Below are 23,554 nucleotides of genomic sequence, written 5' to 3'. Positions count from 1 at the left end.
CCTAAAAAACCTAAAATGCTAAAACTCTAAAATCCTAGGCTGGATAACAAATCGTCCACATCGTCCTGACCGGACACAACGTCTTCTCTTTTATCGGCATGAATCTGCGGACCTTCACCCTGAGAGAGATGTTTTTGTGGATCTTTTTCAGCCAGCATCGCTTCACGGTCATGTTCGATACCCGCAAAGCGGTCTACCTGACTGGCCATGAGTACGAGCTTGAGCAGGTTGCTTTCAACTTCGGTGACCAGTTGGGTCACACGCTTGATCACCTGACCGGTGAGGTCCTGGTAATCCTGGGCCAGCAGAATGTCGTTGAGGTTGCTCGACACGACGCGGTTGTCTTCACTGCTGCGTGTCAGGAAACCGTCGACCCGCCGGGCCAACTCGCGGAACTCTTCAGCCCCGACTTCGCGGCGCATGAACCGTCCCCAATCCGTGCTCAGCGCCTGAGCTTCGTCGCTCAGGCTGTTGATCAGCGGCGTGGCGTTCTCCACCAGGTCCATGGTGCGGTTGGCCGCGGCCTCGGTCAGCTTGACCACATAGGACAGGCGCTCGGTGGCATCCGTGATCTGAGACACTTCCTCGGCTTGCGGCATGTGCGGGTCAATCTGGAAATTGACGATCGCGCTATGCAGCTCGCGGGTGAGCTTGCCCACTTCCTGATACAGGCCACGGTCACGGGTCTGGTTGAGCTCATGGATCAGTTGCACAGCGTCGCCGAACCTGCCCTTTTCAAGGCTTTCGACCAGTTCGACCGCGTGTTTTTTCAGGGTCGACTCAAAATCGCCCTTTGAAGATTCGATATGCTCCATAGCTCCCCCGTGGCGCAGTTTCTCAACCGATGCGTTCGAAAATCTTCTCGATTTTTTCTTTCAACGCCTGGGCCGTGAAGGGTTTGACCACATAGCCGTTAACACCGGCCTGGGCCGCTTCGATGATCTGCTCGCGCTTGGCTTCAGCGGTCACCATCAGCACCGGCAGATGCTTGAGCCTTTCATCGGCGCGCACCGCACGAAGCAGGTCGATGCCGGTCATCCCGGGCATGTTCCAGTCGGTCACCAGAAAATCGAAGTTACCGCTTTGCAGCATCGGCAACCCGGTCAATCCGTCATCGGCCTCGGCGGTGTTGGTGAACCCAAGGTCACGCAACAGGTTTTTTATGATCCGCCGCATCGTTGAGAAGTCATCAACGATGAGGATTTTCATGTTCTTGTCCAATTCGACCTCCAAGCAGTCTTAAACGCGCCCAGCACCTGGGCGCGCCATTTCAATCAATCCGGCAAAGCACTCAATGACTGTCTGGAGCACAACAGATCGAGACCGGTACGGTTCAACACCACACCAGCTCCATTCGCAGTGTCCCCACACTGCCTTCAGCGCGCTCGCCACTCCCCCAAACGCCCCCGCAAACGGGCCGCGCACTGGCTGTGTAACTGGCTGACCCGAGATTCACTGACCCCCAGGACCTCACCGATTTCCTTGAGATTCAACTCTTCGTCGTAGTACAGCGCCAACACCAGTCGCTCACGCTCCGGCAAATTGGCAATCGCGTCCGCCAGCGCCGCCTGGAAGCGTTCATCTTCCAGATCGCGTGACGGCTCGAGATGAGCACTCGCGCCATCCTCATGCAGCCCTTCGTGTTCGCCGTCCTGCAACAGATCGTCGAAGCTGAATAACCGGCTGCCCAGGGTGTCGTTCAAAATCCCGTAATAATCGTCGAGACTCAATTGGAGTTCGGCCGCAACTTCGTGATCTTTAGCGTCACGGCCGGTTTTAGCTTCAATCGAGCGAATCGCGTCGCTGACCATGCGGGTATTGCGGTGGACCGAACGTGGCGCCCAGTCCCCCTTGCGCACTTCATCGAGCATCGCGCCGCGGATTCGAATACCCGCGTACGTCTCGAAACTCGCGCCTTTGCTGGCGTCATATTTGGTTGATACTTCTAGCAGGCCGATCATCCCGGCCTGAATCAGGTCTTCGACCTGGACACTGGCCGGCAGACGCGCCAGCAAGTGGTAGGCAATGCGTTTGACCAGTGGCGCGTAACGCTCGATCAGCTCGTACTGCGCGTCACGTGCCGACTGCTTGTAGAGGTTGTAACCGCTGGCTGTCATAACACGGGTCCTGCCGTTTGTTGCACGAGGCGCTCGACGAAAAACTCCAGGTGCCCACGCGGGTTGGCCGGCAGCGGCCAGGTATCGACTTTCTGCGCAATGGCCTTGAACGCCAGGGCGCACTTGGAGCGTGGGAAAGCTTCATACACCGCGCGTTGCTTCTGTACCGCCTTGCGCACGCTTTCGTCGTAAGGCACTGCGCCGACGTACTGTAAGGCGACGTCAAGGAAGCGATCCGTGACCTTGGTCAATTTGGCGAACAGGTTGCGGCCTTCCTGCGGGCTCTGCGCCATGTTGGCCAGGACGCGGAATCGGTTCATGCCGTAGTCGCGGTTAAGCAATTTGATCAGCGCGTAGGCGTCGGTGATCGAGGTCGGCTCGTCACACACCACCAGCAAGACTTCCTGCGCGGCGCGCACGAAGCTGACTACTGAGTCACCAATGCCCGCAGCGGTGTCGATCACCAATACGTCGAGGTTGTCGCCGATGTCGCTGAACGCCTGAATCAGGCCGGCATGCTGGGCCGGGCTCAGATGAACCATGCTCTGGGTGCCGGAGGCGGCCGGGACGATGCGGATACCGCCAGGCCCTTGCAATAACACGTCACGCAGCTCACAGCGACCTTCGATCACGTCGGCCAGCGTGCGTTTGGGTGTCAGTCCCAACAGAACGTCGACGTTCGCCAGCCCCAGATCGGCATCCAGCAGCATGACGCGCCGGCCGAGCTCAGCTAGAGCCAGGGACAAGTTCACTGACACGTTAGTCTTCCCGACGCCACCTTTGCCGCCGGTCACCGCGATCACCTGTACGGGATGCATGCTGCCCATGTTATTTCTTTACCTTGTCTTACTTAGACGGAGGCCACATTACTGGCTGCGCGTTCACCATCGGAACAATGCATGGCAGACCATCGATGTAGGTACAAAAAATGTTCATTAATACCTCAGCCAACCTGCTTGGTCGGGCTGTGGTAAATATCAGCGAACATGTCAGCCATGGCTTCTTCGCTGGGTTCTTCCTGCATTTGCACGCTAACGGCGCGGCTGACCAGTTGATGACGACGCGGCAGATGCAAATCATCCGGGATCCGCGGACCATCGGTCAGGTAAGCCACCGGCAACTCATGACTGATAGCCAGGCTCAACACCTCGCCCAGACTTGCCGTTTCATCCAGTTTAGTCAGGATGCAGCCGGCGAGGCCGCAGCGTTTGTAACTGTGATAAGCGGCGGTTAGAACCTGTTTCTGGCTGGTGGTTGCCAAGACCAGATAATTTTTTGATTTGATGCCGCGCCCGGCCAGGCTTTCGAGCTGCATGCGCAGTGCCGGATCGCTGGCCTGAAGGCCGGCGGTATCGATCAGCACCACGCGTTTGCGCAGCAGCGGCTCCAGCGCCTGCACCAGGGATTGACCCGGGTCGACATGGGTCACCGACACATTGAGGATCCGGCCCAGCGTCTTGAGCTGTTCCTGAGCACCGATGCGATAGCTGTCCATGCTCACCAGCGCGATGTTCTGCGCGCCGTACTTGAGCACATAACGGGCCGCGAGCTTGGCCAGCGTGGTGGTCTTGCCCATGCCGGCCGGGCCGACCATGGCAATCACGCCGCCCTCCTCCAATGGCTCGACTTCCGGGGTGGTGATCATCCGAGCCAAGTGCGCGAGCAACATACGCCAGGCCTGACGAGGCTCTTCAATGTCGGTAATCAGCGCCAACAGATCGCGTGACAACGGGCCGGACAGGCCGATGCGTTGCAGGCGACGCCAGAGGTTGGCCTGGGCCGGACGGCTGCCTTGCAGCTGATTCCACGCCAAAGAACCAAGCTGCACTTCCATCAGTTCACGCAGGCTGTTGAGTTCGAAACGCATCGAGTCGAACGCACGCGGATCGACGCCGGTCGCTGCGGCAGGCGCAGGTGCCGGGCGCCGAGGCTCGGCCAGCGTCGGTTCGATCAGCGGCTCGGCGGCGGTCAGCGGCAGGCCGGCGAACAATTGGCGATTGGTGGTGTTGTCGCTCTCGCCATTGCCACGCAGGCTCAGTTCGGCCTGGGCGGTGACGATCCGCGACTGGGTCTTGCGCAGCTCGTCCTCGAGTTCCATGTTCGGAACACGCGGGGCCAGCGCCGACAATTTGTAATCCAGGGCAGCCGTCAGCTCGACACCGCCGGCGATCCGGCGATTGCCAATAATGGCGGCATCAGCGCCCAGCTCATCACGAACCAGTTTCATGGCCTGACGCATATCGGCGGCGAAAAAACGCTTAACTTGCATAAACCACTACCTCAGCCGTTGGGCCCTACTGTCGCAACGATGGTCACTTGCTTGTTGTCAGGAATTTCCTGGTAAGCCAACACATGCAAACCCGGTACTGCCAGCCGACCGAATCGCGAGAGCATCGCGCGAACCGGACCGGCCACCAGCAGAATCACCGGCTGACCTTGCATTTCCTGACGCTGCGCCGCATCGATCAACGAGCGTTGCAGTTTTTCCGCCATGCTTGGCTCCAGCAGAACGCCCTCTTCCGAGCCTTGTCCTGCCTTCTGAAGACTATTGAGCAATATTTGTTCCAACCTTGGTTCCAAGGTGATCACAGGCAGCTCCGACTCAGTGCCTACAATGCTTTGCACGATTGCACGGGATACGCCGACGCGCACCGCGGCCACCAAAGCGGCGGTATCTTGACTCTTGGCAGCGTTGTTCGCGATGGCTTCGGCGATGCTGCGAATGTCCCGCACCGGCACCTGTTCGGCCAGCAACGCCTGCAAGACTTTGAGCAGTTGCGACAGCGAAACCACGCCCGGCACCAGCTCTTCGGCCAGTTTCGGTGAGCTTTTGGCCAGCAATTGCATGAGTTGCTGGACTTCTTCGTGACCGATCAGCTCGCTGGAATGCTTGTACAGAATCTGGTTCAAGTGGGTCGCCACTACCGTACTGGCATCGACCACGGTGTAACCCAGGGATTGCGCCTGGGCGCGCTGGCTGATTTCGATCCACACCGCTTCCAGACCAAAAGCCGGATCTTTGGCGGTGATGCCGTTGAGCGTGCCGTAGACCTGCCCCGGGTTGATCGCCAGTTCGCGCTCCGGGTAAATCTCCGCTTCAGCCAGGATCACCCCCATCAGGGTCAGGCGATAGGCACTGGGTGCCAGGTCGAGGTTGTCACGGATATGCACAGTCGGCATCAGGAAGCCCAGGTCCTGGGAGAGTTTTTTACGCACCCCCTTGATCCGTGCCAGTAACTGACCACCCTGATTGCGATCCACCAGGGGAATCAGGCGGTAGCCGACTTCCAGGCCAATCATGTCGATCGGCGTTACGTCATCCCAGCCAAGCTCCTTGGTTTCCTGAGCCCGAGCTGGCGACGGCAGCAACTCCTGCTGACGCTTCACCTCTTGCAGAGCCTGAACCTTGACCGCGTTCTGCTTCTTCCAGAACAGGTAAGCGCCACCGGCCGCCAGCGCTGCCATGGACAGAAAGGAGATGTGCGGCATGCCTGGCACCAGGCCCATCACCGCCATCAAGCCTGCGGCCACCGCCAAGGCTTTTGGCGAGGCGAACATCTGGCGACCGATCTGCTTGCCCATGTCTTCCGAGCCGGAAGCACGGGTCACCATGATCGCCGCGGCGGTCGACAACAGCAGTGATGGCAATTGCGCCACCAAACCGTCACCGATGGTCAACAGCGCGTAAACCTTGCCGGCATCGCCAAAGCTCATGCCGTGCTGGAAGATACCCACCGCCATGCCACCGATCAGGTTGATGAACAGAATCAACAGACCGGCGATGGCGTCACCGCGCACGAACTTGCTGGCACCGTCCATGGAACCGTAGAACTCGGCCTCTTGGGCGACTTCCATCCGGCGCAGTTTCGCCTGGCTCTGATCGATCAGGCCAGCGTTCAAGTCAGCGTCGATGGCCATCTGTTTGCCCGGCATCGCATCGAGGGTGAAACGCGCGCTCACCTCGGAAATCCGCCCGGCGCCTTTGGTCACCACGACGAAGTTGATGATCATCAAAATCGCGAACACTACGATACCGACCACGTAGTTGCCGCCGATCACCACTTCACCGAAGGCCTGGATCACCTTACCGGCGGCGGCATGGCCGTCCTGACCGTGGAGCATCACCACCCGCGTGGAGGCCACGTTCAGCGCCAGTCGCAACAACGTCGCCACCAGCAGAATGGTCGGGAACACCGCAAAATCCAGCGGCCGCAAGGCGTACACGCAGACCAGCAGCACGACGATGGACAGCGCAATGTTGAAGGTGAAAAACACGTCCAGAAGGAACGGCGGCACCGGCAACATCATCATGGCCAGCATGACCAGCAGCAACAGCGGCACACCCAGGTTGCCCCGACTCAAGTCGGCAACGTTTGTGCGGGCAGTGTTGAATAACTGAGAGCGATCCACCGGTTTTCCCCGTTTCTTTAAAGCAAACTTTTGACGCCTGAAGCAGGCGCAGGGCGGCTACTGCAAGAAGCCTTCCAACTTTTGCCAATGATCGAAACAGAGGTTTGCGGTACAGACACCACTCCCGCTAATCGCTTCTCTTCCAATTGCCCTGAAACGAACTGCAGCAAAATGCCATCAAGACGCGATACTCGCACTCAGCCGTGGGAATCCGGCAGATAAAATACCCTCGAAACTTTCCGCTCAAGCCAGTGCCCCCCCTCATCTATCAACTCTGACAGTAGACAGAAACTCGCACCCCACCTCCAATGAAGGCTCCTAACATCGACAGGATCCGACATTATGAGTAGGCATATTCCCCAGCCCGCACTTCCATTGACGATAAATGACAAGGTCGTCCATTTGATACCAGGTTTGGACAACCTGATCATCAGCAAGGATTCCGCCCGCCTCTACTTCCGCCAACGAATCGATAGCGATTATTTCCTTCGAGCGATGGATGCAAACACGCTGGAGATCATCCACACATACTCGGCGGGGCGTTGGCCAGCCATCAAAGGGCTGAGTCCGGATGGTATCCACGCCTTCGCCATGGACATGGCGACAGACAGTCTTTATGTGATCAACACCGTCAACCATGCAGTGAGCGCTGCCACCAAGGTTCCTTCTTACCCGACCGACATGACGGTGAGCCCCAACGGCAGTTACGCTTACCTTTGTGGCGGCCAAAACGATGGTTATATGAAAGAACTTAATGCGCCGAAGCAGACGGTTATTCGTTCTATGAAAATATCTGCCCCGGGCAATCTCGCTACCAATGCAAGCGGGTCACGCGTGTACGCCTCTTGCTGGAACGAGGGCCAGCGAAACTCGATCGAAGTCATCGACATCACCAGGTGGTCGGTGATCGCCAGCATCCCCGTCAATGGCTTTACCAGCGTAATAACTCCAAGTACTGACGGCAGGCATCTCTATGCGCTCAATATGAGCGCTAACGAACTGCTCATGATTGATGCCCAGACCAACAAAATCATCAAGACCGTAGACCACGAAACCGCAACCAGATCCATATGCTGTACGCCGGACGGAAAGCATCTCTACACCGTGCGCTCCAATTCAACCCATGTGCATATTCTGGATGCCCAGAGCCTGGAGGAAGTCCACAGCATCAATGTCGATAAAAATCACCTGATGGAAATCCGTATCAGGCCCGACAATGGTGAAATTTATGTACTGCACGCCCTTACAGACGCTTGAACTGATTCAAACCTGATTCGATGGCTGCAAAGTACAGCCATCGACTGATGCCTTATGACTTTGCGTAAATATGAAATACCCGCGTCGAAGCAACGTTTGTGCAAGCACTGTTGACGAATTTTCAGCCAACGGCATTACTCGAATTGAAATTCAAACCAGTGCGACCAACTGGATTGGACTTGAGCACTTCTTACTCACGCCCCGACTGAAAGTAACCCCCATCACTCCGATAGAGTAAAAAATGCTTATCAAGAATCGCGGCGCAAATCCGGCGGAATCGGCAAATCGTCCTTGAGCGGATCCGGGCGCTTGCCCTTGCCCGCGCGGTACTGGCGGATCTGATAGACGTAAGCCAATACCTGAGCCACCGCCAGATACAGCCCGCCAGGAATTTCCTGATCCAGTTCCGTGGAGTAGTAAATCGAACGCGCCAGGGCCGGCGACTCCAGCAACAACACTTCATTGGCCACTGCTATTTCACGGATCTTCAAGGCCAGGAAGTCGCTGCCCTTGGCGATCAGCATCGGCGCCCCACCCTTGTCCGGATCGTACTTGAGCGCCACAGCGTAGTGAGTCGGGTTGGTGATGACCACGTCAGCATCAGGGATCGCGGCCATCATTCGCCGCTGCGACATCTCGCGCTGCAGTTGACGAATGCGTTGCTTGACCTCCGGTCGCCCTTCCTGATCCTTGTGTTCGTCTCGGATTTCCTGCTTGGTCATCAACAGCTTTTTGTGGCTTTCCCACAGCTGCACCGGCACGTCGACCGCAGCGATGATGATCAGCCCGCAAGCCATCCACAACGTGCTCCAGCCCACCACTTGCAGACTGTGGATGATCGCCATATCCAAGGGTTCATGGGCGATGCGCAGCAGATCATCGATGTCCGACGACAACACCGCCAGCGCCACGAACAACACGATGAAGAACTTCGCCAGGGCTTTGAGCAACTCCATCAGCGCCTTGGCCGAGAACATTCGTTTCAGGCCCGCGGCGGGATTCATGCGACTGAACTTGGGCGCCATGGAGCCGGCTGCGAACAGCCAGCCTCCGAGGGAAATCGGACCGATCAGCGCGGCCAGCAGCAACGTGATCATGACCGGCTGAATCGCCAACAGAGCGATCTGCCCCGAGTGCAGCAGGAAGATGCCCATGCTGCGCTGATCCAGAATCACCTCTCGCGAGAGCGAGAAGTTCATCCGCATCAACTCCATCAAATCCTGGGCCAATGCGCCGCCAAAAATCAGCAAGGCGCCGGCGCCGGCCAGCATCACCGCCAGGGTGTTGAGCTCCTTGGAGCGCGCAATCTCACCCTTCTCACGGGAGTCCTTTTTGCGTTTCTCCGTGGGGTCTTCTGTTTTGTCCTGACCGCTTTCGCTCTCAGCCATGACTCAGCGTGCCCGTGCCAGTTCGCGTAACAACTGCAAGGCCTCGGCGGCCAGCGGTTGATACTGATTGAGAATGTCCGCCAGGCCGACCCAGACGATGAACAAGCCGAGCACCAGGGTCAGCGGGAAGCCGATCGAGAAGATGTTCAACTGCGGCGCTGCCCGGGTCATCACGCCAAACGCAATGTTGACCACCAGCAACGCGGTGATTGCCGGCAACACCAGCAACAGCGCCGCACCGAGTACCCAGCCGAGCTTGCCGGCCAGCTCCCAGAAATGATTGACCATCAAGCCGCCGCCGACCGGCAGCGTGGTGAAGCTTTCAGTGAGGACTTCGAACACCACCAGATGGCCGTTCATTGACAGGAACAACAACGTCACCAGCATGGTGAAAAACTGCCCGATGACCGCCACCGACACGCCATTCGTAGGGTCTACCATCGAAGCGAAGCCCATGCCCATCTGGATCGCGACAATCTGCCCCGCCACCACGAACGCCTGGAAGAACAGCTGCAAGGAGAAACCGAGAACCGCACCGATGATGATTTGCTCGGCAATCAGCAGCAGTGCACTCAAGTCCAGCGCGTTGACGGCGGGCATCGGCGGCAGCCCCGGTGCGATGACCACAGTAATCGCCAGCGCGAAGTACAAACGCACGCGTTTGGGCACCAGTGTCGTACCGAAAATCGGCATGACCATCAGCAACGAGCCGATGCGAAACAGCGGCAACATGAACGTCGCCACCCAGGTGCTGATCTGGGTATCGGTCAGCTGCAGCAGCGACATGGCTTAACCGATGACCTGAGGAATGCTGTGGTACAGCTGCAGAATGTATTCCATGAACGTCTGCACCAGCCACGGGCCGGCAACGATCAGCGTCACCAGCATCACCAGCAGGCGCGGCAGGAAGCTCAGGGTCTGTTCGTTGATCTGGGTGGCGGCCTGGAACATCGCCACCAACAGCCCCACCAGCAAGCTCGGGATCACCAGCACGGCGACCATCATGGTGGTCAGCCACAGCGCTTCGCGAAAGATGTCTACGGCAACTTCAGGCGTCATGGTGAAACACCGCCGAAGCTGCTGGCCAACGTGCCGATGATCAACGCCCAGCCATCCACCAGCACGAACAGCATGATTTTGAACGGCAAGGAAATGATCAGCGGCGAGAGCATCATCATCCCCATGGCCATCAGCACACTGGCCACCACCAGGTCGATGATCAGGAACGGTATGAAGATCATGAAACCGATCTGGAACGCGGTTTTCAGTTCCGAGGTCACGAACGCCGGCACCAGAATCGTCAGCGGCGCCTGATCCGGCGTAGCGATGTCGGTACGCTTGGACAGGCGCATGAACAGCTCCAGATCACTGCTGCGAGTCTGGGCCAGCATGAAGTCCTTGATCGGCACCTGGGCCTTGGCGACGGCATCCTGAGCGGTGAGCTTTTCCGCCAGGTACGGCTGCAAGGCATCCTGATTCACCCGATCGAACACCGGCGCCATGATGAACATGGTGAGGAACAGCGCCATGCCGGTGAGGATCTGGTTCGACGGTGTCTGCTGCAAGCCCAGGGCCTGACGCAGGATCGAGAAAACGATGATGATCCGGGTGAAACTGGTCATCAGCATGACAAACGCCGGGATGAAACTCAGCGCGGTCATGATCAGCAGGATTTGCAGGCTGACCGAGTATTCCTGAGCGCCATTGGCGTTGGTGCCCAGGGTGATCGCCGGGATCGACAACGGATCGGCGGCGAACGCCAGTGGCGCAGCCAGCATCAGGGCCAGCGTCATGACGATGCGTAACGCACCCATTACTTCTTATCCTTCTGATCCTTGCCCAACAGCTCCAACAGACGCTGGGCGAACTCGGGAGTCGCTTTTTCAGTCCCGCTCGGGACCTGCACCGGCTCCTTGAGCACATGCAACGCGGTGATGGTGCCGGGGCTCAGGCCGAGCAGAATCTGTTCGTTGCCCACCTGCACCAGCATTAAACGGTCACGAGGGCCAAGCGCCCGGGAACCGATCAGCTCGATCACCTGCCCCTTGCCCGCCGGCCCGGCCTGCTGGACCCGGCGCAGCAGCCAGGCGAGGAGGAAGATCAACCCCAGCACCAGCAGCAAGCCGAACACCAATTGCGTCAACTGCCCGGCCACACCGCTGCTGACAGCGGGTGCGGCGGCCGCTGTCGCAGCTGTCGTCACCGGCTCAGCCGCCAACACGCTGAATGGCAAGGCCAGCGCCAACCCCAGCAAAGAACCCAGAACCTTGTTCACTCAGCGCAGCTTCTTGATGCGTTCGCTTGGGCTGATCACGTCGGTCAGGCGGATGCCGAACTTTTCGTTGACCACTACCACTTCGCCGTGAGCGATGAGCGTGCCGTTGACCAGCACGTCCAGCGGCTCGCCGGCCAGACGATCGAGTTCGATCACCGAGCCCTGGTTGAGTTGCAGCAAGTTGCGGATGTTGATGTCGGTGCTGCCGACTTCCATGGAAATCGACACCGGGATATCGAGGATCACGTCCAGGTTCGGACCGTCCAGCGTCACTGGATCGTGGTTCTTCGGCACGCTGCCGAACTCTTCCATCGGCAGACGGTTGGAGTTCGATGTGCCGGTATCGGCCGCCAGCAGCGCATCAATGTCGGCCTGCCCGGCGTCACCGGTTTCTTCCAGGGCCGCAGCCCACTCGTCGGCCAGTGCCTGGTCGTCCTGGGCGTTCATATCGTCGTTCATCATTTGTCCTCGGCGGGCAACAATTCAGTTAAATGCGTAGGGGGGGGTGAGAGCGCCGGTCAGCGGCGCTCGATCGGCTCGATCACTTGCAACGCGAGGTTGCCTTTGTGCGAGCCCATCTTGACCTTGAAGGCCGGTACGCCGTTGGCGCGCATGATCATTTCTTCCGGCATCTCGACCGGGATCACGTCCCCGGGCTGCATGTGCAGGATGTCGCGAAGGCGCAGCTGGCGGCGGGCAACGGTGGCACCGATCGGTACGTCGACGTCCAGCACGTCCTGGCGCAAGGCGTTGATCCAGCGCTCGTCCTGATCGTCGAGGTCCGACTGGAAGCCGGCATCGAGCATCTCGCGCACCGGTTCGATCATCGAGTACGGCATGGTCACGTGCAGGTCGCCGCCACCGCCATCGAGTTCGATGTGGAACGTCGACACCACAATGGCTTCGCTCGGGCCGACGATGTTGGCCATGGCCGGGTTCACTTCCGAGTTGATGTACTCGAAGTTCACTTCCATGATCGCCTGCCAGGCTTCCTTCAAATCGACGAAAGCCTGCTCCAGCACCATGCGCACCACACGCAGTTCGGTGGGGGTGAATTCACGCCCTTCGATCTTCGCGTGACGGCCGTCGCCGCCGAAGAAGTTGTCCACCAGCTTGAACACCAGTTTGGCGTCGAGGATGAACAGCGCGGTGCCGCGCAGCGGCTTGATCTTGACCAGGTTGAGGCTGGTCGGCACGTACAGCGAGTGCACGTATTCGCCGAATTTCATCACTTGCACACCACCGACGGCAACGTCTGCCGAGCGGCGCAGCATGTTGAACATGCTGATGCGGGTGTAGCGGGCGAAACGCTCGTTGATCATTTCCAGCGTCGGCATGCGTCCACGGACGATGCGATCCTGGCTGGTCAGGTCGTAGCTTTTGACACTGCCGGGTTCGGCAGCGTTATCGGTCTGTACCAGACCATCGTCGACGCCATGCAACAGCGCATCGATCTCATCCTGGGACAGCAGGTCCTGCACGGCCATGTCGTGTTCCTACTGCAGTACGAAATTAGTGAAAAGCAACTGTTCGATCACCACTTTGCCCAGCTCTTTCTGCGCCACTTCCTGAACGCTGGCCGTGGCTTTCTGACGCAACATCTCCTGGCCGACCGGGGTCGCCAGCGTGGCGAAATCCTGACCGGAAAACAGCATGACCAGGTTATTGCGGATCACTGGCATGTGGACTTTGAGCGCCTCCAGATCAGCCTGATTACGCCCCAGCATGGTGATGCTCACCTGCATGTAGCGCTGACGGCCGTTCTGGGTGTAGTTGGCCACGAAGGCCGGAGCCATTGGCTCGAAGATCGCCGGCTGCTTGCCGACCACAGCGGTTTCAGCCGCGGCGGCGGGCTTGCTCTGGGCGCTGTGCATGAAGAACCAGGTCGCCCCCACGGACAAGCCGATCGCCAGCAGCAGCGCCACGACGATCACAATGATCAGCTTGATTTTGCCTTTGGTTGCGGGGTCTTTTACTACTGCTTCGCTCTTCGCCATGCCAATAATCCGTCACTATTCGGGTTTTCACAGTCGCACGGCAAGGCAAGAGCAAGTGTTATGCCAGAAGTGTCTGGAGGGAGTTGCAAGGGATCATCAGCCACCACAAAACAAATGTGGGAGCGAGCCTGCTCGCGATAGCTGTGTAACAGTCAACGCAGATGTTGAATGTTACTGCCTCATCGCGAGCAGGCTCGCCCCCACACAGGGTGTTGCGTTTAATCAGGCGTAGTAGTCGACGGCGCTCGAACCAATCACGCTGGCAGCAGTAGCGGCCACTTCGGCAACGGCTGGTGCAAGCTCCTCATCAACGGAATCGAGGCGACCGCCACTGGCATTGGTACGCCCGCCCTGCCCCTGTTGAGCCTGTTCCTGGCCCTGGCCCTGCCAACCACGTGACTGATCGGAAACGTTAACGTCGACCTGCCCCATGCCCTGCTGCGCGAACATGTCCCGCAGGCGATGCATTTGCCCGTCGAGTGCTTCGCGAACGCTTGGATGAGCGCTCATGAAGGTCACTTGGGTCTGCTGATCCGGAACCATGTTCACCCGAATATCGAGGCGTCCCAGTTCGGCCGGTTGTAACTGGATATCCGCCGCCTTGAGATTGGCGCTGGACAGGTACATGACCCGGTTGACCACCTCTTCGGTCCAACCGCTCTGATGCATGGCGATCGGCTGGTTCACTGGCAATGCGTTGGCAGTCTTGGGCGTTGCCGCCTGCGTCAGTGCCGCCAGACGGTTGGCGAAGTCATCGACACGGGTGTCGCTGCTGGCGGACTTGAGGTCCTTTAGGCCGTCATCGATCAGGCCACTGAAAGCCTTCTCGCCGCCCTGGCGGGTGCTGTCCTGATCGGCCTGCACATCGAGCATGCTTGCCATGCCCGCGGCAAAGCTCTGTGCCGGGGTCAGCTCGGCGTCGACGCGAGCCTGGGTCGGCGCCGATTTTGGCTGAGCCTGGCTGGCGGCCGAAACGTGCCCGCTCTGCTCCATCGCCATGCGCACGGCCGGCAGTGCATCGAGAGGATCGGCTTCGGGATCGAAATCAGGATCGGCGGTCGTAGCGGCCTGCGCCGCTGTAGCGGTAACGGCGGCCGCGACGGGTGCTTCAACGGCTGACTGCACAGTGGCAACAACCTGTGGAGTTTCCGCCACTGGGGTCGGCAGCACCGGCTGCACCACTTGCATCAACGCCGGATCGAGGGCTGGATCGACAGGCGCGGTATCGACTACCGGCGTCGCCGGCTCGGCGGTATCCGGCGCGTTATCGCTGGCGGTCTTGTCATCGGACTGCGCCGGTTTATCGGCGGGCAAAGATTTGCCGCTATCGGCAACCGTCGGTTCCGGGGCGGCAGACGAGTCGTTGCCCACGTCCTTTTTGCCAGTGTTGTCCGAGGCTTTGTCACGTACGGGTTTAGCCGATCCGTCCGCCGTAGCCGAGGCCTTGTTCTGGGCCTGATTGGCGTAGACCTGAGCGAAGCTGGACGCCTTGTCCCCGGGCTCTGCCGTCGACGCCGGTGTATTGGCGGACACGGCTTGAGTCTTGGCCGCAGCGGCGGCCTGAAGAAGAATGTTTGGGGTAACGGGCATGGAACGGTCTCCGCTGCACTGGGATCGTAGGTACAGTTGAGTGAGTTGACTGCAAGGGTCGAGCCAGCTTTGTTCGCTGGCCGCCAAAAGCGCCGGATGGTTGTCTTATTCAGCCAGAGAGCGCTGGCGTTCAGCCTCGAAGAGCGGTCGAACAATCGCGAACTCGCCGTCGATTTCTCCAACCAGCGCTTCAATGCCTTCGAGTTTTTTCTCTCTGGCTCGCTGCTCCAGCTCATGGCACAGCTCAGCCAGCCGGGTCGCGCCCATGTTGCTGCTGCTGCCCTTGAAACTGTGCGCCGTGGCGCCTAACCGATCGGCATCGTCAGCCCCGCGCAGCACGCTCAAGCGCGCTTCGGAATCGCTGAGAAAGGTATCGAGCAATTCTGGATACCCGTCCTCCATAACTTCTTGCAACGCGCTCAGCACGTCGCGATCCAGATGTCTGTCGTCCACTTGTTCACTCCTTTGATCAAGAATGCCTGGGATTATGCCTGAGCCTCCCAGAAAAACTCCACGTGAGCACTGCGTCCATTATCGGACCAGCGCGCATGATGACTCAACTGGCGGATCAAACTGACGCCACGTCCCGACAGACGGACATCATCGAGGGGACGCTCCATCACCCGCGCTACATCGAAGCCCTTGCCACTGTCCTCGACCCGGACGGCCAGGCAACCGCCCTCATCTTTTGGCATCACCTGCAAATGCACCCGCACATAGCCGTCCTGCAACTCGTCCAGGCGCGCATTGCGCTGCTGATAATAACGCGCAAAACCCGAAGCATCGCGTTTCAGGCTTGAATCCAGGCCCAGCACGCCGTGCTCCAGGGCATTGGAATAAAGCTCTGCCAGCACACTATAGAGTGCGCCACTCTGGGCCCGCAGGCCGTGCACCTCAAGCAACAATTGCAGCAGGTACGGCAGCGGGTTAAAGCGTTTGAGGGTGGCGGCGCGGAACTCGAAACTGACCGACCAGTCCAGCGGGCTCGACTGGCCGCTGTCGGAATACACCGGCGCCGGCGGGCTCAGTTGCGCAGCTTCCAGCAGACGGACTTCAACCATGCTCACGTCATCACGAGCCTCGCCACGAAAGTCTCGCAAGGCCTGCTCGACTTCCTCGAACAGCGCATCTGGCTGACGATTGGCTGCAAACACCCGCTCCAATCGCTCTACGCCAAATAACTGCTCATTGGCATCGCAGGTATCGATCACCCCATCAGACAACAGAAACACCCGATCCCCGACAGCCATCGGGAACACCTCGGTGCGGTCATCGAAGGTCTGCGAGCTCAACACGCCTAGCGGCAAGTGCCGTGCCGTTAGCGCTGTACGCTCGCCACTGGCGATGCTGTGCAGGTAACCGTCCGGCATCCCGCCGTTCCAGACTTCCACCGACCCTCGCTGAAAGCTCAGGCACAGCATGGCCGCACAGCAGAACATGTCCACCGGCAGGATGCGTTTGAGCTTGGCGTTCATTTCGCGCAGGGTTTCGGACAAGCCGTAACCCTTGGCGGTCATGCCATAGAAGACTTCGGCCAACGGCATGGCACCGACAGCGGCCGGCAAACCATGGCCGGTGAAATCGCCGAGCAACACATGCATGTCGCCGGCCGGGGTGAACGCGGCCAGCAACAGATCGCCGTTGAACAGCGCATAGGGCGATTGCAGGTAACGGATGTTCGGCGCATTCAGGCAACCTGAATGGGCCACCTTGTCGAACACAGCTTTGGCCACGCGCTGTTCGTTGAGCAGGTAATCGTGGTGCCTGGCGATCAGATCGCGCTGCTCCAGCACCGTGGCCTGCAAACGCCGCAAGCGGTCCATTGCCTTGATCTTGGCCGCGAGGATCACTTGGTTGTAAGGCTTTGCCAGAAAGTCGTCGCCCCCAGCCTCCAGACAACGAGCCAAGGCTTCGCTTTCGGTCAGCGACGTCAGAAAGATGATCGGCACCAGGGTTTCACCGGCCAGCGCCTTGATCCGCTGCGCGGCCTCGAAGCCGTCCATCACCGGCATCATGGCGTCCATCAGCACCAGATGCGGTCGCTGCGAGCGAAACGCCTCGACCGCCTCGGCGCCATTACTGGCGGTCAGCACTTCATGGCCCTGACGACGGACGATAGTCGACAGCAGCATGCGGTCGGCCGCGCTGTCTTCAGCAATCAGTATCGTCAGCGGCTCGAGCGGCGGCTGCATGACGGTCAACTGATGTCGAACAGTTTGTCGAAGTTGGAGATGGCGAGGATCTTCTTCACATCGGAACTGCTGTTGACGACACGAATATCGGAATTGTCGCCACCGGCGTGATCACGCAGCAAGAGCAGCATGCCAAGCGCCGAACTGTCGAGGTAGGTGGCTTCTTTCAGGTCGACGACAACGGCAGAGAGCTTCTTGTCCTCGTAGGACTCACGAAATTCCTGATGCTTGGCGAAATCGAATCGCCCCTTGATCGAAATCGTCAGCTTTTGCCCATCCGGGGATACTTCTGTAACGACTGACATCTCACGGCTTCCTTGTCATTGGCGAACGTACGTGTACAAGGTTTAGCACTTGCCGGGGGCTGGAGCAAGGTCAAAAAATCGCAGCCTTCGGCAGCGCCTACGGAATCGGGTTTGCATGCGCCCTGTGTAGGCGCTGCCGAAGGCTGCGATCCTTTGAAACCAACACTCAATACGGATTCTGGCGCGGCAACCGCTGGGACAATTCATCCAGCAGCTTCTGCTCGCGCTTGTCTTCCAGTTGCCGTGCTTCATCCATATAGCGCTGAACCAGTTTGCGCAAGCCTTCGACCCGGGCGAACGCTTGCTGCCAGGCTTCACGGGCCTTGTTCAGGTTGTTTTGATGCCAGTTCAGGCTCTGGCGCTGCTGGTCGATGGCCGTGCCCAATTGCGCGAGAAAGCCCTGATAGCCCAGCAACCACTGGCCAGAAACTCCACCGCTGCCGCGCACGATCCATTGCTCTTGATAGTCGAGACGGAAGGCTTCGAGGTCGGCGAGTTTACTTTCCGCCAAACGGACCTGACCCTGGAAGTGCCCCAGGCGCTGGACGGCGGTTTTCTCGGCCTTTTCAGCCATTTCCACCACGGGCGCCAGGCGTGTTGCACGACTCGGGGCCATGACCGGTTAACCGCCCGGCGCTGGCGCGAAGACCGACGCGAGATGGTTTTCGCTGGCGCCCATGCTGATGTTGTCGTTCAAGCCCTGACGCAGGTACAGGGCCATGGCCGGTTGCAGATTGATCGCAGTGTCGGTTTCCCGGTCACCGCCGGGCACATAGGCGCCGACACTGATCAGGTCGCGGCTCTGCTGATAGCGCGACCAGTATTGCTTGAACATCTGCGCGTGGTTCAGGTGCTTGATGCCTACCACCGATGGCATGACCCGACTGATGGACGCTTCGATGTCGATGGCCGGGTAATGCCCCTCCTCAGCCAGACGCCGGGACAGCACGATGTGCCCGTCAAGTACGCCCCGCGCCGAGTCGGCAATCGGGTCCTGTTGGTCATCGCCTTCGGACAATACCGTGTAGAACGCGGTGATCGAACCGCCGCCCTTTTCGGCGTTACCGGCCCGCTCCACCAGTTTCGGCAACTTGGCGAACACCGACGGCGGATAGCCCTTGGTCGCCGGTGGTTCGCCGATGGCCAGGGCGATTTCCCGCTGGGCCTGGGCGAAACGGGTCAGGGAATCCATCAGCAACAGGACATTCTTGCCCTTGTCGCGAAAATACTCGGCGATCCGCGTGCAGTACATGGCCGCGCGCAGACGCATCAGCGGCGCATCGTCCGCTGGCGAAGCCACCACCACCGAACGTTTGAGCCCCTCTTCACCGAGGATGTGCTCGATGAACTCTTTAACTTCACGACCCCGCTCACCGATCAGCCCGACGACGATAATGTCGGCCTCGGTGAAACGGGTCATCATGCCCAACAGCACACTCTTACCGACGCCGGTACCAGCGAACAACCCGAGGCGCTGACCGCGACCGACCGTCAACAAACCGTTGATGCAGCGAATGCCCACGTCCAGCGGCTGGCTGATCGGGTCACGCTTGAGCGGGTTAATGGTCGGGCCGTCCATTGGCACCCAGTCTTCAGCCTTCATCCCGCCCTTGCCATCCAGCGCACGACCGGCACCGTCAAGCACTCGCCCGAGCATGCTCATGCCCATCGGCAAACGACCGTTGTCCGCCAGGGGAACCACGCGCGCGCCTGGCGCAATACCGGCGACGCTGCCGACCGGCATCAGAAAAACTTTGCTGCCAGAGAAGCCCATGACTTCAGCTTCGACCTGCACCGGGTGATAGCTGTCATCGTTGATAACCATGCAGCGGCTGCCCATGGCGGCGCGCAAGCCCTCGGCTTCAAGGGTCAGGCCGACCATGCGCAACAGGCGACCTTCGAGGATCGGCGCGCCAGCCAGCTCCGTGGCCTCGGCGTAGCTACCGAGGCGTTTGGCGAAGCTGGTGCGATCAAGGCGCATCGGGATCGTCCAGCTCTGGCTCGACCGGGGCGACAACCGGTTTTTCGTCGCTCGGCAATTCCAGACTCAGGTCTGGCGCGGCCGGGTGCAGCGCCTGATCGTGGAGTTGGTCGAACAGCTTGGCCATGACCTGGGTCACACGGGTTTCGATGGTCGCATCGATACGGCTGTGTTCGGTCTCGACCCGGCAACCGCCCGACAACAAGGATTCGTCCTCGACGATGCGCCAGGTTTCTTCATGGCGCTCGCGCAGGGCTTTGACCTGTTCGAAATCCTGCGGGTTGACGTACAACCGCACGTTGCCCACGCCCAGTGGCAAGAGCTTGAGCGCTTCACGCATGACGTGTTCGATCTGCGTCGAGTCGACGGCCAGTTCGCGCTGAATCACTTGTTTGGTGATGTGCTGCACGAGGTCGACCAGTGACTTTTCGATCTGGGTATCCTGCTCGGCAATCGGCTCGAACAGGTTGGCCATCAGCTGTTCCAGGTGCGCGAGCTTGGCCGTCAGGGCCACTTCGGCTTCCTGACGGACCTTGAGCGTGGCGCTGTGGAAACCTTCTTTCTCGCCAACCGCGAAGCCTTCGTTGTAGGCCTCCTGGCGAATGCTTTCGAGTTCTTCGAGGGTCAGCGGCTGGACTTCTTCCAGCGGCACTTCTTCCATTTCCGGAGGTTCGGGCTCAGGCTCCGGCTCGGGTTCCGGCACAAAAGGGTCGAAGCTGGGCAACGCCCAGACGTCGAAACCTGCGACGTTCTTGCCACGGATCAGGTCGGTCTGGGACTCATCATGTTTGGACGACATAGTGACCTTAGATCATCTCTTCGCCGCCCTTCCCGCCGAGAACGATTTCTCCGGCTTCGGCCATACGGCGGGCAATGGTGAGGATTTCTTTTTGCGCCGTTTCCACGTCGCTGACACGCACCGGGCCTTTGGCCTCGAGGTCGTCGCGCAACAGTTCGGCCGCTCGTTTGGACATGTTCTTGAAGATCTTTTCCTTGACGCCTTCGTCCGAGCCTTTGAGGGCCAGCACCAGGACGTCCGAGGACACTTCGCGCAACAGCGCCTGAATACCGCGGTCGTCGACATCGGACAGGTTGTTGAACACGAACATGAGGTCTTCGATCTGACCGGACAGGTCTTCGTCGACTTCGCGGATCGAGTCCATCAGTTGTCCTTCGATCGAGCTGTCGAGGAAGTTCATGATGTCTGCCGCGCGCTTGATGCCACCCAGGGTGGTGCGCGAGGCATTCGAGTTGCCGGAGAACTGCTTCTCGAGAATCTGGTTGAGTTCTTTCAGGGCCGCCGGCTGCACGGTGTTCAGCGAAGACACTCGCAGGATGATGTCCAGCCGCACCTTATGGTCGAAGTTGCCCAGCACTTCACCGGCCTGATCCGGATCGAGATACGCCACCACGATCGCCTGGATCTGCGGGTGCTCGTAACGGATCACGTCGGCGACGGCGCGCGGTTCCATCCACTTCAGGCTGTCGAGGCCACTGGTGTTGCCGCCCAGCAGGATTCGGTCGATCAGGCCGTTGGCCTTGTCTTCGCCCAGGGCCTGGGTGAGCATTTTGCGCACGTAGTCGTCGGAGCCGACGCCCAGGCTGGTCTGGTCGCCGACGATGTCGACGAACTCGCTCATGACCTGTTCGACCTGCTCGCGGTGCACGTTACCCATCTGGGCCATGGCCACACCCACACGCTGGACCTCTTTGGGCCCCATGTGGCGCAGCACTTGCGCGGCATCGGTAGAACCCAGGGACAGCAGCAGAATCGCGGCTTTATCAACCCGGGACAGTTTGGCGACAGCGGCTCGGTTATCACTCATCTGCGTTAATCCACTCTTTCACGACCTGGGCCACGCGACCCGGATCTTCTGCCACCAGACTCTTGATTGCGTTCAACTGTGCGTCATAGCCTTCGCTCGGGCTCGGCAGCAGGATGCTGGTCGGGCCACCGAGGCTGACGCGGTCGTTGGCCAGTTCGCCGTCCAGGCCGCCCATGCCACCCAGTTCCACGTCGCCGCCAAAGCCAGCGAGTTGCTTGTCTTTGCCGCCGCCGGTGATGTTCTTGAGCACCGGACGCAGCACACCGAACACCAGCACCAGGATGAACAACACGCCCAGCACTTGCTTGACGATGTCCCAGAACCACGGCTGGGAATAGAACGGAATCTCGGCGATCACTTCACCGCGCTCGGCGGAGAACGGCATGTTGATCACGCTGACGCTGTCGCCACGGCTGGCGTCGAAACCGACCGCGTCCTGCACCAGGCGGGTGAAGCGCGCCAACTCATCGGCACTCCACGGCGCACGGGTGGTTTCGCCGTTGGCTGCGTTGATCTTGACCTGATCGTCCACCACCACCGACACCGAGAGGCGATTCAAACGGCCCTGCTGTTGTTTGGTGTGACTGATGGAACGGTCGAGTTCGAAGTTCTTGGTGGATTGTTGACGTTTGTCCGCCGGGTACGGCGCCAGCATCGGCTGACCGGTGGCCGGGTCCATGATTTGCTGACCGTTGGCATCGAGCAATGGCTGGCCTGGCTGCACCATGCCGGCCGACGCGGTGGCGCCGCCGGTGGTTTGCGGTGCCGAGGCAGGCGACGGCGGCTGGTTGCTCAAGGCACCCGGCACACCTTGTGGGCCATTGCTGGCGGTACGCTGTTCGTTGACCGACTGCTCGCTGCGCAACGCCGGTTGGTCCGGGTTGAACTGCTCGGAAGTCGATTCGACGGCGCTGAAATCCACATCGGCCGAGACTTCGGCTTTATAGCGGTCGTTGCCCAGCACCGGTTGCAGGATGTTGTGCACACGCTGGGTGAGCATGCTTTCCATGCGACGGCTGTAATCGAACTGCTTGCCGGCCATGGTCAGTTCGGAGTTTTCCGCCTGATCCGACAGCAGGTTGCCCTTCTGGTCGACGACGGTAATCTGCGACTTGCTCAGTTCGGGAACACTGGTCGCCACCAGATTGATGATGGCGATGACCTGGCCTGGCTCCAGCGAGCGACCGGAATACAGTTCAACCAGAACAGAAGCGCTGGGCTTGCGCTCGTCACGCACGAACACCGAACTTTTCGGAATCGCCAGGTGCACGCGGGCACCTTTGACGTTGTTCAGGCTGGAAATAGTCCGGGCCAGCTCGCCTTCGAGGCCGCGACGATAACGCGTCGCCTCCATGAACTGACTGGTACCCAGCCCTTGTTCCTTGTCGAGGATCTCGAAACCGATGTTGCCGTCGCTGGGAGTGACACCAGCGGCCGCGAGCTTGAGCCGCGCACGGGACAGGTCATCGGCCTTGACCAGCAAGGCACCGGAATTCGGTTCGACGGTATAGGGAATGTCGGCGGCGGCCAGGGTTTCCATGACCTGTTTGGCGTCCATACCGGCAAGGCTGCCGTACAGAGGCCGGTAGTCCGGCTGCTGGGACCACAACACCACGGCAAAACCAATCGCCACGCTCGCAGCCAGGCCGACCAACAGGCCCACCTGACGCAACATGGTCATCTCGGAGAGGTTTTCCAGGAAAGACAATCCGAACAGCGGCGGTTTGCCGTCTATTGGAGTGGCCTTGGCCGGAACATTATCGGCGATTGCTTCTGCCATGACTCAATCTCGTCCTTAAACCGGCATCTGCATGATGTCTTGGTAAGCCTGAACCAGCTTGTTACGCACTTGGGTCAGCGCCTGAAAAGACACGCTGGCCTTCTGTGAGGAAATCATCACGTCCGTCAGGTCAACGCCGCTTTTACCGATCTCGAAGGCACTGGCCAACTGATTGGACGCCTGCTGGGTGTCGTTCACTTTATTGACGGCCTGACCGAGCATGTCGGCAAAGCTGCTGCCACCCACCTCAGGGACTGCGGCAGTCGATTTCGGCGCAGACATGGCATCCATTTGCATGGCGCGCATATCCAGCATCAACCGGTTGAATTCAATACCTTGGCTCATGGTCTGCTCTCTTTGGCTACTCGCAATTTTTTGACACTCACTCGGCGAGTAGTGAGGTGTTAGCAACAAGGGTGCCAGCTCCGTGGCCGCT

General features: G+C 59.6%; 25 protein-coding genes. 1 reads left to right on the top strand and 24 read right to left on the bottom strand.

Annotated features, from left to right (window positions below):
* Positions 1-26: 26 nt before the first annotated feature.
* The 6 genes from J3D54_RS16525 to flhA form a co-directional block, all read right to left on the bottom strand.
* Positions 27-815: a protein phosphatase CheZ gene (locus J3D54_RS16525; protein WP_253420142.1), complete on the bottom strand. Its 789-nt coding sequence runs from the start codon at positions 813-815 to the stop codon at positions 27-29.
* Between the two features lie 22 nt (positions 816-837).
* Positions 838-1,209, bottom strand: a complete 372-nt coding sequence (locus tag J3D54_RS16520) for a chemotaxis response regulator CheY (protein WP_167331167.1) — start codon at positions 1,207-1,209, stop codon at positions 838-840.
* A 167-nt stretch (positions 1,210-1,376) separates the two neighbouring features.
* Positions 1,377-2,117, bottom strand: a complete 741-nt coding sequence (fliA, locus tag J3D54_RS16515) for an RNA polymerase sigma factor FliA (RefSeq protein ID WP_018925059.1) — start codon at positions 2,115-2,117, stop codon at positions 1,377-1,379.
* On the bottom strand, positions 2,114-2,944 hold the full coding sequence (fleN, locus tag J3D54_RS16510; RefSeq protein WP_003222917.1) for a flagellar synthesis regulator FleN: 831 nt from the start codon (positions 2,942-2,944) through the stop codon (positions 2,114-2,116). Before fleN ends, fliA begins: the two co-directional genes overlap by 4 nt.
* Positions 2,945-3,060: 116 nt before the next feature.
* The gene (flhF, locus tag J3D54_RS16505) at positions 3,061-4,386 is read right to left on the bottom strand and encodes a flagellar biosynthesis protein FlhF (RefSeq protein ID WP_253420140.1); all 1,326 of its coding nucleotides are present in this window, start codon (positions 4,384-4,386) and stop codon (positions 3,061-3,063) included.
* An 11-nt stretch (positions 4,387-4,397) separates the two neighbouring features.
* The gene (gene flhA, locus J3D54_RS16500; protein ID WP_253420138.1) at positions 4,398-6,527 is read right to left on the bottom strand and encodes a flagellar biosynthesis protein FlhA; all 2,130 of its coding nucleotides are present in this window, start codon (positions 6,525-6,527) and stop codon (positions 4,398-4,400) included.
* Positions 6,528-6,869: 342 nt separating this feature from the next.
* Here flhA and J3D54_RS16495 point away from each other — a divergent pair, with 342 nt between their 5' ends.
* Positions 6,870-7,784, top strand: a complete 915-nt coding sequence (locus tag J3D54_RS16495) for a YncE family protein (RefSeq protein WP_253420135.1) — start codon at positions 6,870-6,872, stop codon at positions 7,782-7,784.
* A 248-nt stretch (positions 7,785-8,032) separates the two neighbouring features.
* On the opposite strand, the gene flhB is transcribed toward J3D54_RS16495, so the two are convergent.
* From flhB to fliE, 18 genes are all read right to left on the bottom strand, one after another.
* Positions 8,033-9,172 carry a flagellar biosynthesis protein FlhB gene (gene flhB, locus J3D54_RS16490; RefSeq protein ID WP_253420132.1) on the bottom strand — a complete coding sequence of 380 codons (1,140 nt, stop codon included), beginning with the start codon at positions 9,170-9,172 and terminating at the stop codon, positions 8,033-8,035.
* A 3-nt stretch (positions 9,173-9,175) separates the two neighbouring features.
* Positions 9,176-9,958, bottom strand: a complete 783-nt coding sequence (gene fliR, locus J3D54_RS16485; RefSeq protein WP_253420129.1) for a flagellar biosynthetic protein FliR — start codon at positions 9,956-9,958, stop codon at positions 9,176-9,178.
* Between the two features lie 3 nt (positions 9,959-9,961).
* A complete protein-coding gene (gene fliQ, locus J3D54_RS16480) occupies positions 9,962-10,231 on the bottom strand; it encodes a flagellar biosynthesis protein FliQ (RefSeq protein ID WP_007938648.1) in 270 nt (89 codons plus the stop codon).
* Complete coding sequence (gene fliP / locus J3D54_RS16475; RefSeq protein ID WP_253420126.1) at positions 10,228-10,986, bottom strand: flagellar type III secretion system pore protein FliP; 759 nt, start codon at positions 10,984-10,986, stop codon at positions 10,228-10,230. Before fliP ends, fliQ begins: the two co-directional genes overlap by 4 nt.
* The gene (fliO, locus tag J3D54_RS16470; protein ID WP_253420122.1) at positions 10,986-11,447 is read right to left on the bottom strand and encodes a flagellar biosynthetic protein FliO; all 462 of its coding nucleotides are present in this window, start codon (positions 11,445-11,447) and stop codon (positions 10,986-10,988) included. The genes fliP and fliO overlap by 1 nt, the downstream gene beginning before the upstream one ends.
* Complete coding sequence (gene fliN, locus J3D54_RS16465) at positions 11,448-11,909, bottom strand: flagellar motor switch protein FliN (RefSeq protein ID WP_253420120.1); 462 nt, start codon at positions 11,907-11,909, stop codon at positions 11,448-11,450. It abuts the gene before it with no gap.
* A 56-nt stretch (positions 11,910-11,965) separates the two neighbouring features.
* Positions 11,966-12,934 (bottom strand): flagellar motor switch protein FliM, encoded by a 969-nt coding sequence (gene fliM, locus J3D54_RS16460; protein ID WP_007938639.1) that lies wholly within the window; start codon positions 12,932-12,934, stop codon positions 11,966-11,968.
* Between the two features lie 9 nt (positions 12,935-12,943).
* Positions 12,944-13,444: a flagellar basal body-associated protein FliL gene (fliL, locus tag J3D54_RS16455; RefSeq protein ID WP_019579579.1), complete on the bottom strand. Its 501-nt coding sequence runs from the start codon at positions 13,442-13,444 to the stop codon at positions 12,944-12,946.
* Between the two features lie 222 nt (positions 13,445-13,666).
* Positions 13,667-15,034 carry a flagellar hook-length control protein FliK gene (locus tag J3D54_RS16450; protein ID WP_253420117.1) on the bottom strand — a complete coding sequence of 456 codons (1,368 nt, stop codon included), beginning with the start codon at positions 15,032-15,034 and terminating at the stop codon, positions 13,667-13,669.
* A gap of 105 nt (positions 15,035-15,139) precedes the next feature.
* Complete coding sequence (locus tag J3D54_RS16445; protein ID WP_253420114.1) at positions 15,140-15,487, bottom strand: Hpt domain-containing protein; 348 nt, start codon at positions 15,485-15,487, stop codon at positions 15,140-15,142.
* 32 nt (positions 15,488-15,519) lie between these two features.
* Complete coding sequence (locus J3D54_RS16440) at positions 15,520-17,226, bottom strand: SpoIIE family protein phosphatase (RefSeq protein ID WP_253420111.1); 1,707 nt, start codon at positions 17,224-17,226, stop codon at positions 15,520-15,522.
* 5 nt (positions 17,227-17,231) lie between these two features.
* Positions 17,232-17,531, bottom strand: coding sequence for an STAS domain-containing protein (locus J3D54_RS16435; RefSeq protein WP_253420108.1), 300 nt, complete (start codon positions 17,529-17,531; stop codon positions 17,232-17,234).
* Positions 17,532-17,697: 166 nt separating this feature from the next.
* Positions 17,698-18,147, bottom strand: coding sequence for a flagellar export protein FliJ (gene fliJ / locus J3D54_RS16430; protein WP_253420105.1), 450 nt, complete (start codon positions 18,145-18,147; stop codon positions 17,698-17,700).
* A 6-nt stretch (positions 18,148-18,153) separates the two neighbouring features.
* The gene (gene fliI / locus J3D54_RS16425) at positions 18,154-19,512 is read right to left on the bottom strand and encodes a flagellar protein export ATPase FliI (RefSeq protein WP_253420103.1); all 1,359 of its coding nucleotides are present in this window, start codon (positions 19,510-19,512) and stop codon (positions 18,154-18,156) included.
* Positions 19,502-20,311: a flagellar assembly protein FliH gene (fliH, locus tag J3D54_RS16420; protein WP_253420101.1), complete on the bottom strand. Its 810-nt coding sequence runs from the start codon at positions 20,309-20,311 to the stop codon at positions 19,502-19,504. Before fliH ends, fliI begins: the two co-directional genes overlap by 11 nt.
* 7 nt (positions 20,312-20,318) lie before the next feature.
* Positions 20,319-21,338, bottom strand: coding sequence for a flagellar motor switch protein FliG (gene fliG / locus J3D54_RS16415; protein ID WP_003184041.1), 1,020 nt, complete (start codon positions 21,336-21,338; stop codon positions 20,319-20,321).
* The gene (gene fliF, locus J3D54_RS16410) at positions 21,331-23,118 is read right to left on the bottom strand and encodes a flagellar basal-body MS-ring/collar protein FliF (RefSeq protein ID WP_253420099.1); all 1,788 of its coding nucleotides are present in this window, start codon (positions 23,116-23,118) and stop codon (positions 21,331-21,333) included. The genes fliG and fliF overlap by 8 nt, the downstream gene beginning before the upstream one ends.
* Positions 23,119-23,133: 15 nt before the next feature.
* Positions 23,134-23,463 carry a flagellar hook-basal body complex protein FliE gene (gene fliE, locus J3D54_RS16405; RefSeq protein ID WP_018925042.1) on the bottom strand — a complete coding sequence of 110 codons (330 nt, stop codon included), beginning with the start codon at positions 23,461-23,463 and terminating at the stop codon, positions 23,134-23,136.
* Positions 23,464-23,554: the final 91 nt, after the last annotated feature.

Source organism: Pseudomonas sp. GGS8 (assembly GCF_024168645.1).
Taxonomy (GTDB): Bacteria; Pseudomonadota; Gammaproteobacteria; order Pseudomonadales; family Pseudomonadaceae; genus Aquipseudomonas.
This window is presented reverse-complemented; position numbering and strand designations above follow the sequence as displayed.